The sequence below is a fragment of the Fluviicola sp. genome (genome assembly GCF_030151805.1).
In the GTDB taxonomy this organism is placed as follows: domain Bacteria; phylum Bacteroidota; class Bacteroidia; order Flavobacteriales_D; family Crocinitomicaceae; genus Fluviicola.
The window spans coordinates 1-7,817 of record NZ_JASLCN010000379.1 but is presented as its reverse complement, the minus strand read 5'-3'; the positions used below and the strand labels follow the sequence as shown (position 1 = coordinate 7,817).

Below are 7,817 nucleotides of genomic sequence, written 5' to 3'. Positions count from 1 at the left end.
CAGCAAGTCTCGTTGGAGGAATCCTGCTTCTATTTGCCAGTTTAGAGGCAGGATTTGGTCTTTGTATAGGTTGTATTGTTTATCAACAACTAGCAAGATTTCGTTGATTCAATTTGAATAACCCTTAGATTCATATAAATTAACAAGCAGAAAAGGCTCTTCCATTCGGTTGAGCCTTTTCATTTTTGGAGTGTTCATTAATTCCTTAATTACATTTTATGTAATCAACATCAAATTTTATCATTCTTTTGTTGAGTCCCCCTCCAGCAATATCTCTGAAATTATGAATTTTAGAGACCCCAAATCCAGTAGGAGCAGACGCATTGGCCTGACTAACAGCATTACTCCAAATGTAATTTTGGGTTGCGATTGTTACTGGTGCAAAAGAAATCAGATACAAAGTGCCTCCAGTACTATTCGCCACAACTTTGTCGATTAAGTAAGACATACTGATATTACCTGCACAAAGAGAAATATTACAATCTCCCACCTCATTCAAATCTACCACTGCTGCTTGTACGTCGTCAGCATCCCTCCAGGGAGAACAGTTTAAACTCTTGGTTACATTCTCAGTATTCTTCGGAGATTTTGTGGAATTTGTCGGAGCTACCGATTCTTTTTTGCAGGATAAAAAACCGGCACTAATAAACAATGATAAAAAAATAATCTTTTTCGTAAATTGGGTTTTAGACGTGAATAATTAAGTCCAATGTATGTATTCCTTTGTCTCATCATACTACCGCAGGATCAGTTTTTGGCACATCCGCATTTTCCATAGAACAAAAAAGGCGTCCAAATAATGAACACCTCTTTTAGTAGTTAACATTCAAAAGCAAGCTTAGCTTCCGCCACCACCGCCTGTACATTTTTTGTAAGTAATATCATACTTCATGGTATTCGTTAAGAGCATTCCGACAGATATTACCTGGATTCTGAAATTATGAATACTTGCCAAAGTATATCCCGACGGAGCCATAAAAGTAGCCTCACTCACCGCTTGGTTCCAGATAACATTTTGATCCGCAATCAGTATTGGATCCCAGTCGGAAAGATACATCGGATTTGAATTACCTGTTTCGTGAACAGTGATGTTGTTAATGTTCAAAGTAGTCTGAGTTCCCGAACAACTGGATGTATTACAGAATCCGACGTCATTCAGATCTGCCGCCGCTTCGGTACATCCGAACACATCCCGCCAAGGCGCGCAATGAAGTGTTTTGGTTGTGTTTGTACTTCCTGGATTTTTGTGTGGTTTCACAACAGGTTTAACCTGTTCTTTTTCGCAGCTTGAAATACTTAAAAAGAGCGCTGCTGTCACGGTGACCATTCCGGTCAACTTTTTGATTCGTGCGTTCATAATTTGAATATTATAGTGAATAATTAACATTGAAATTCATCAATTTCTCTAATTTCCACACTACCGCAGGATCAGTTTTTGGCACATGACTATTCCGTAAAAACAAGCCGGGACAGAAAATTTTCCGCCCGGCCCATACTATTTACTTTATTTTCACTGAAGTGGATTTAGCTTTCGCCTCCACCGCCTCCTCCGGTGCATTTAATGTAGGTAATGTCGAATCTCATTCTATAAACTAAGAATGGTCCACTTGCAACTTCCGTTCTGAAATTATGAATACTGGACAAGCTAAAGCCAACAGGAGTGTTCGTAATTGCCTGGCTGACAGCATTACTCCAAATAGCATTTTGATCTGCAATTGTTACTGGTGTAAAAGCCAAAAAATACACGATTGCTCCCGAACCATCTCTTACAATCATATTATTTGAATAAGAATACGTCGTTGTCCCACCACTGCATAAAGAAGTATTACAAATTCCCACCGCATTCAGATCGATTGCTGCAGCATCTGCATCTGCGGCATCCCTCCAGGGTGCACAATGCAATCCTTTCGTATCTGAAGTTTGAACTGTTTTTTTGGAAGGCTCCGGAGTGATCTGCTCTTTTTTACAGGAGGACAACCCAATACTGATAATTGCAAACAAGAAAATAATCTTTTTCATAAATCGAATTTTAGATGTGAATAATTAAGTTCAATGTATGAATTCCTCACCCTTTCCTCCTACCGCAGGATCAGTTTTTGGCACATCCGCATTTTAAACGCAACAAAAAAGCCATCCGTTAATAACGGATGGCTTTCTGATATTTTTAAGCTTATACTTAAGCCAGTTTTCTTGCAACTTCTACTTCTTCGTAAGCTTCAACCAAGTCACCGATCTTAATATCGTTGAACTTATCAATGTTCAAACCACACTCGTAATTGTTTTTCACTTCTCTTACGTCGTCTTTGAATCGTTTCAATGATCCTAGAACCCCTGTGTGAATGACAATTCCATCACGGATAACGCGAATTTTAGAAGAGCGCTTGATGATTCCGTCTGTAACGTAACATCCTGCAATCGTACCCACTTTTGTAATGTCAAACGTTTCACGGATTTCAGCAGTACCGATTACTTTCTCTTCGATATCCGGAGATAACATTCCTTCCATCGCAGCTTTCAATTCCTCGATCGCTTTGTAGATTACAGAGTACAAACGGATATCGATTTGCTCTTGTTCCGCCAATTTACGTGCCGCAACGGATGGTCTTACCTGGAATCCGATAACGATTGCATCTGATGCAGAAGCTAAGTTCACATCGGCTTCAGTAATCGCACCAACTCCTTTATGAACGATGTTCACCTGAATTTCTTCTGTTGAAAGTCTCAATAAGGAATCCGATAGCGCTTCGATAGATCCGTCCACGTCACCTTTCACGATCAGGTTCAACTCCTTGAAATCACCGATTGCCAAACGACGACCGATCTCATCCAGGGTAATGTGTTTGTTCGTACGAAGACCTTGCTCACGATACAACTGCTCTCGTTTGGTAGCAATTGCTTTCGCTTCGCGCTCGTCATCCATCACGTGGAACGTATCTCCTGCGGATGGTGCACCGTTGATACCCAAAACGGATACCGGTTGTGCAGGACCAGCTTCTTTCAAAGCAACTCCGTGCTCATCATGCATTGCACGAACACGTCCGTAGTTACGTCCTACCAGTACGACATCACCGACCTTCATGGTTCCGGCGTGTACCAACATGTTTGTAACGTATCCTTTTCCTTTATCTAAAGAAGATTCGATTACGGTACCAACTGCATTTTTATTTGGGTTCGCACGAAGATTCAAAATCTCCGCTTCCAACAATACTTTGTCTAATAACGCATCAATATTCAAGTTCTGTTTTGCAGAAATTTCCTGACACTGGTATTTTCCACCCCACTCTTCTACTAAGATATTCATAGCAGAAAGTTGCTCGCGGATCTTGTCCGGATTTGCTCCCGGCTTATCAATTTTGTTAATCGCAAATACCATCGGAACTCCTGCAGCCTGAGCATGCGAGATTGCTTCTTTTGTTTGAGGCGTCACGTCATCATCTGCTGCAACAATGATAATTGCGACGTCCGTTACCTGAGCACCACGAGCACGCATCGCCGTAAAGGCTTCGTGACCCGGTGTATCTAAGAAAGTCATCTTACGACCATCTTTCAAAGTCACAGAGTATGCACCGATATGCTGTGTAATTCCTCCGGCTTCACCGGCAGTTACGTTTGCATTACGGATTTTATCCAATAAGGAGGTCTTACCGTGGTCAACGTGTCCCATTACCGTAATGATCGGCGGACGTTCGATTAAGTCTTCTTCTTTATCTTCTACTTCCTGAATGGCTTCCTGAACATCAGCAGAAACGAATTCTGTTTCGAATCCGAATTCTTCAGCCACGATTTGAATCGTTTCAGCATCCAAACGCTGGTTAATTGAAGCAAAGATTCCCAATGACATACAAGCCGAAATAACCTGAGTTGGGGACACGTTCATCATCGACGCCAATTCTGACACGGTAACGAACTCTGTCAGCTTCAAGATTTTTTCCTGAAGTTCTGCTTCCATTTGTTCCATTTCACGACGTTGCGCACGATCATCCCGTTTTGCACGACGGTTTTTGGAAGCTTTGGATTTACCTCCCTGAGAAGATAAACGAGCCAATGTATCTTTAATTTCTTTTTGGATATCCTGTTCGGAAACTGCTGGTTTGTCAACCGGCCCTCCTTTTCGGAAGTTGTTTCCTCCTCCGCGGTTGAAGTTTCCTCCACCCGGACGGTTTCCACCTGGACCGCCTTGTCCGCCAGGACGATTTCCGCCTTGTCCTCCCTGACCACCACCTTGTGGGTTTGTTCCCGGAGTTTTGGCTACGTCAACTTTCTTAATGCGTTTGCGCTTCTTGCGATCGTCACCAGGACGGGAAGAACCCACTGATTTTGGTTTCTCAACCGGTAACTCGATTTTACCGAGAACCGTTGGTCCTGACAATTTAGTGCGTTCTACGCGAATTGTTTCTATTTCTTTCGGAGCATCAGGAGCCGGAGTTGGCGTTTCCTTTGCTTTTACTTCCTCTTTTTCAGGCGCAACAGGAGGCTTCGGATAATCGCTCTTGTCGATTGGTCCGTCCTCTTTTTTGCGCTTATCCGGTCGGGTTTTTGTGTTCAACTTATCTAAGTCAATCTTCCCGATCACCTGAATTCCTCCACCTTCATTACTATTGCTATTGCTGGTAGGAGCAACCGGCTCTTCCACAACAACTTTAGGAGTCTCTTCAACTGGTTTCTCAACAACAGGTTCCGGAGTTTCAATTTTCTCTTCGACCTTTGGAGTTTCAACTTTTGGAGTAACAACAGGGGCAGTTTTTACTTGTTCCAATACTTTGCTGTCAAAGTCGTCCTCCTCATCCTGAGCTTTCGGTTCGTCTTTGATATCACGCAAGGTAATGGTTTCACGTTTCTCTCTTTTAACCGCCGACATTTTGGATTGCTCCTTTAAATTTTGATCCGCGGCAAATTGAGTTCGCAACATGTCATACTGCTCCGGATCCAACTTCGTATTTGGATTGGAGTCAATAGCTTGTCCCTTCGACGCCAAAAAATCGACGATCGTAGAGATTCCTACATTCAACTCTCCTGCTGCTTTTCCTAAACGCTGTGTTTTACCAGACATATATTATTTGCTTCTTTTTAATTAATGTTCAAACCGATTACTACCGGAATGAACCTTTTTCGCTGTGTAAAGATAGTTAGTGTTAGCCAGATTTAGGTGAAAATCGGTCAGGTATTTTTCTCCTGACCGAAATCACTGTCTGTTTTATTCTTTTAAAGCCCTCTTTTTTGCTTCCGCGTTACCGCTTCTCACATCATCAAAAGCGTTGTGTTTTCTTCGTGTTTCGCAAACTACGTTTCCCTCGTGTGGCGCAATTTGTTATTGCTACACTCGGTCTTCGCAAACTGCGTTTTCCCTCGTGTGACGCAATTTGTCATTGCTACACTCGGTCTTCGCAAACTGCGTTTGCTCTTATTCAAATTCTGAGCGAAGAATACGCAATACTTCTTGTACTGTTTCTTCTTCCAGATCCGTACGTTGAACCAAATCTTCCACTGTCAATTCCAATACAGATTTTGCTGTATCACAACCAACTGCTTTCAATTCATCCAAAATCCAGCTATCGATTTCATCTGCGAATTCTTCTAAGTCAACGTCTTCGTTGTCAGATTCACCATCGCGGAATACATCAATTTCGTATCCGGATAATCTTCCTGCCAAACGGATATTGTACCCTCCTTTTCCAATTGCCAACGAAACCTGGTCCGGTTTCAGGAATACGCTTGCACGCTTCTCTTCTTCGTCGATTTCAATATTGGTAATTTTTGCCGGTGACAATGCACGCTGAATAAACAATTTCGGGTTATTCGTGAAATTGATTACGTCAATATTCTCATTGCGCAACTCACGAACAATTCCGTGAATACGGGAACCTTTCATTCCGACACAAGCTCCAACCGGATCAATACGATCATCGTATGATTCAACTGCTACTTTCGCTCTTTCTCCCGGTTCACGTACAATACGCTTAATGGTGATCAATCCGTCGAATACTTCAGGAACTTCCAATTCGAATAAACGCTCCAAAAATTCCGGTGCGATCCGTGAAAGGATAATAACCGGTGAACTGTTACGCATATCCACTTTCGATACAACCGCACGGATAGATTCTCCTTTTTTGAAGTAGTCAGATGGAATTTGCTCTGATTTCGGAAGGATCAACTCATTGTTTTCATCATCCAATACCATGATTTCTTTCTTCCAGACCTGATAAACTTCACCCGTGATAATTTCACCGATACGCTCTTTGTATTTCTTGTACAAGTGGTCTTTCTCCAATTCCAAAATGCGGGAAATCAAATTCTGGCGCAAAGACAAAATATTTCTTCTTCCGAAGTCCGCAAAACGGAATTCTTCTGATACTTCCTCACCGATTTCGAAATCCGGCTCGATCTTAATTGCATCTGAATAAGCGATCTCTGTGTTTTGATCTTCTACTTCACCATCAGCAACAATTTCTTTGTTCACGAAAATCTGAACGTCTCCTTTATCGATGTTTACAATCACATCGATGTGCTCATCTGTGTTGAATTTCTTCTTCAACATGGCACGAAATACGTCTTCCAATACGTGCTGCATCGTTTGTTTGTCGATGCTTTTGAGTTCTTTGAACTCGGAAAACGATTCTACTAGTTCCAAGCTGTTCATAGCTTCTTATTTAAATGAAATAACAATTTTTGCTTCGTTTATATCTGAAAAGGCAATCTTGTTTTCGATCACCACCAGTTCCTTTTTCTTTTTGCCTTCAACCGCTTGTTTTTCTTCACGTTTCAGTACCACTCCGGTTTCATCAACAGCAATCAATGTTCCTGTTGCTTTTTCCTTTGATTTCAGCTTCACATCCAAATCACGACCGATGTTTTTCACATACTGGGCATGAACGCGTAAAGGCTTATCCAACCCTGCGGAAGAAACATGCAATTCGAAATCCGCATCCTCGCGATCCAGGTTGTGTTCAATGTTTCGGGAAACAGACATGCAATCTTCGATCGACACGTTTCCTTCTGTTTTATCCAACTCCAAGCGGATCACGTTAGAAGCACTGATCGTCAACTCCACAATAAACAAACGTTCATCGCGGTCTTTGATTCGTTCTTCGGCTAATTCTCTTACTTTTTGTTTTGAAATCATATGAGATAAAAAGAGGGGACTTGCGTCCCCTCATTCGTGTTTTTTACTTAAATGTGATGCAAATATACGCAAATTTTATTGAAAACCAAAAATTAAACACTGTTAATTTGTTGTAAGCTAAATACCTATTCTGCTTCAAGGTCTCTTGACATGCGTGTTCTACAAAATGTCCGTTCAGTTCAAATGTGAAGATTCCGCTATTAACAAGGAAGCTATCGGCTTATTGCAAAATCCCTAAAACCCAATTTCCCAATATTGGGACGAATCTAAAAATCAATAAGTTACAAGCAATACCTTTCTCAAATCACCCGATACACACATCCTCTCAGGAAGAGAGCATCCTGATTATATTCTTCTCTGAAATCAACACAAGCAATTCATAGAACAATATTCCAACGATCCTAAGCGTTGTAATAAAGTCTGAGAGTGTTATGCCCTATTTATACCTGTACTAATGAAAACCATTGAATTAAAATCTCCCCAACTGCAAGCGACCATTTCATTGAATGGTGCAGAACTCATCTTTTTCGGAAAGAATCCGCGTTCAAATGTTCTCTGGTCCAAACAAACGGCTCATTGGAACCGCGTGGCGCCGAATCTTTTCCCGATTGTCGGAAGATTACTGAATGATTCTTTTACCTTTCAGGATAAATCTTACACACTTTCACAACACGGTTTTGCACGCGACCGGGAATTT

At 41.6% G+C, this 7,817-nt stretch carries 7 protein-coding genes and 1 pseudogene; 2 read left to right on the top strand and 6 right to left on the bottom strand.

What is annotated here, in order from left to right; all coding sequences use genetic code 11:
- Window positions 1-20: 20 nt before the first annotated feature.
- Entirely contained in the window at window positions 21-107 is an 87-nt protein-coding gene (locus Q1V93_RS19415) for a DUF4395 family protein (RefSeq protein WP_367183814.1), read from the top strand.
- 98 nt (window positions 108-205) lie between these two features.
- Here Q1V93_RS19415 and Q1V93_RS14385 read toward each other — a convergent pair whose 3' ends face one another.
- From Q1V93_RS14385 to rimP, 6 genes are all read right to left on the bottom strand, one after another.
- Window positions 206-652 (bottom strand): hypothetical protein, encoded by a 447-nt coding sequence (locus tag Q1V93_RS14385; protein WP_300665623.1) that lies wholly within the window; start codon window positions 650-652, stop codon window positions 206-208.
- A 186-nt stretch (window positions 653-838) separates the two neighbouring features.
- On the bottom strand, window positions 839-1,357 hold the full coding sequence (locus tag Q1V93_RS14380; protein ID WP_300665622.1) for a hypothetical protein: 519 nt from the start codon (window positions 1,355-1,357) through the stop codon (window positions 839-841).
- A gap of 167 nt (window positions 1,358-1,524) precedes the next feature.
- Entirely contained in the window at window positions 1,525-2,019 is a 495-nt protein-coding gene (locus Q1V93_RS14375) for a hypothetical protein (RefSeq protein WP_300665621.1), read from the bottom strand.
- A gap of 157 nt (window positions 2,020-2,176) precedes the next feature.
- Window positions 2,177-5,050 (bottom strand): translation initiation factor IF-2, encoded by a 2,874-nt coding sequence (gene infB, locus Q1V93_RS14370; RefSeq protein ID WP_300665619.1) that lies wholly within the window; start codon window positions 5,048-5,050, stop codon window positions 2,177-2,179.
- A 351-nt stretch (window positions 5,051-5,401) separates the two neighbouring features.
- Window positions 5,402-6,637, bottom strand: a complete 1,236-nt coding sequence (gene nusA, locus Q1V93_RS14365) for a transcription termination factor NusA (protein WP_300665618.1) — start codon at window positions 6,635-6,637, stop codon at window positions 5,402-5,404.
- A 6-nt stretch (window positions 6,638-6,643) separates the two neighbouring features.
- The gene (gene rimP / locus Q1V93_RS14360; RefSeq protein WP_300665617.1) at window positions 6,644-7,120 is read right to left on the bottom strand and encodes a ribosome assembly cofactor RimP; all 477 of its coding nucleotides are present in this window, start codon (window positions 7,118-7,120) and stop codon (window positions 6,644-6,646) included.
- A gap of 454 nt (window positions 7,121-7,574) precedes the next feature.
- Here rimP and Q1V93_RS14355 point away from each other — a divergent pair.
- A pseudogene (locus Q1V93_RS14355) lies at window positions 7,575-7,817 on the top strand (aldose 1-epimerase family protein); the annotation flags it as partial.

What these genes read in the sequence shown, in the direction of transcription:
- Q1V93_RS14380 (WP_300665622.1), bottom strand. Translation starts at nt 1,357, where the DNA reads ATGAACGCACGAATCAAAAAGTTGACCGGAATGGTCACCGTGACAGCA.
- rimP (WP_300665617.1), bottom strand. Translation starts at nt 7,120, where the DNA reads ATGATTTCAAAACAAAAAGTAAGAGAATTAGCCGAAGAACGAATCAAA.
- Q1V93_RS14375 (WP_300665621.1), bottom strand. Translation starts at nt 2,019, where the DNA reads ATGAAAAAGATTATTTTCTTGTTTGCAATTATCAGTATTGGGTTGTCC.
- nusA (WP_300665618.1), bottom strand. Translation starts at nt 6,637, where the DNA reads ATGAACAGCTTGGAACTAGTAGAATCGTTTTCCGAGTTCAAAGAACTC.
- infB (WP_300665619.1), bottom strand. Translation starts at nt 5,050, where the DNA reads ATGTCTGGTAAAACACAGCGTTTAGGAAAAGCAGCAGGAGAGTTGAAT.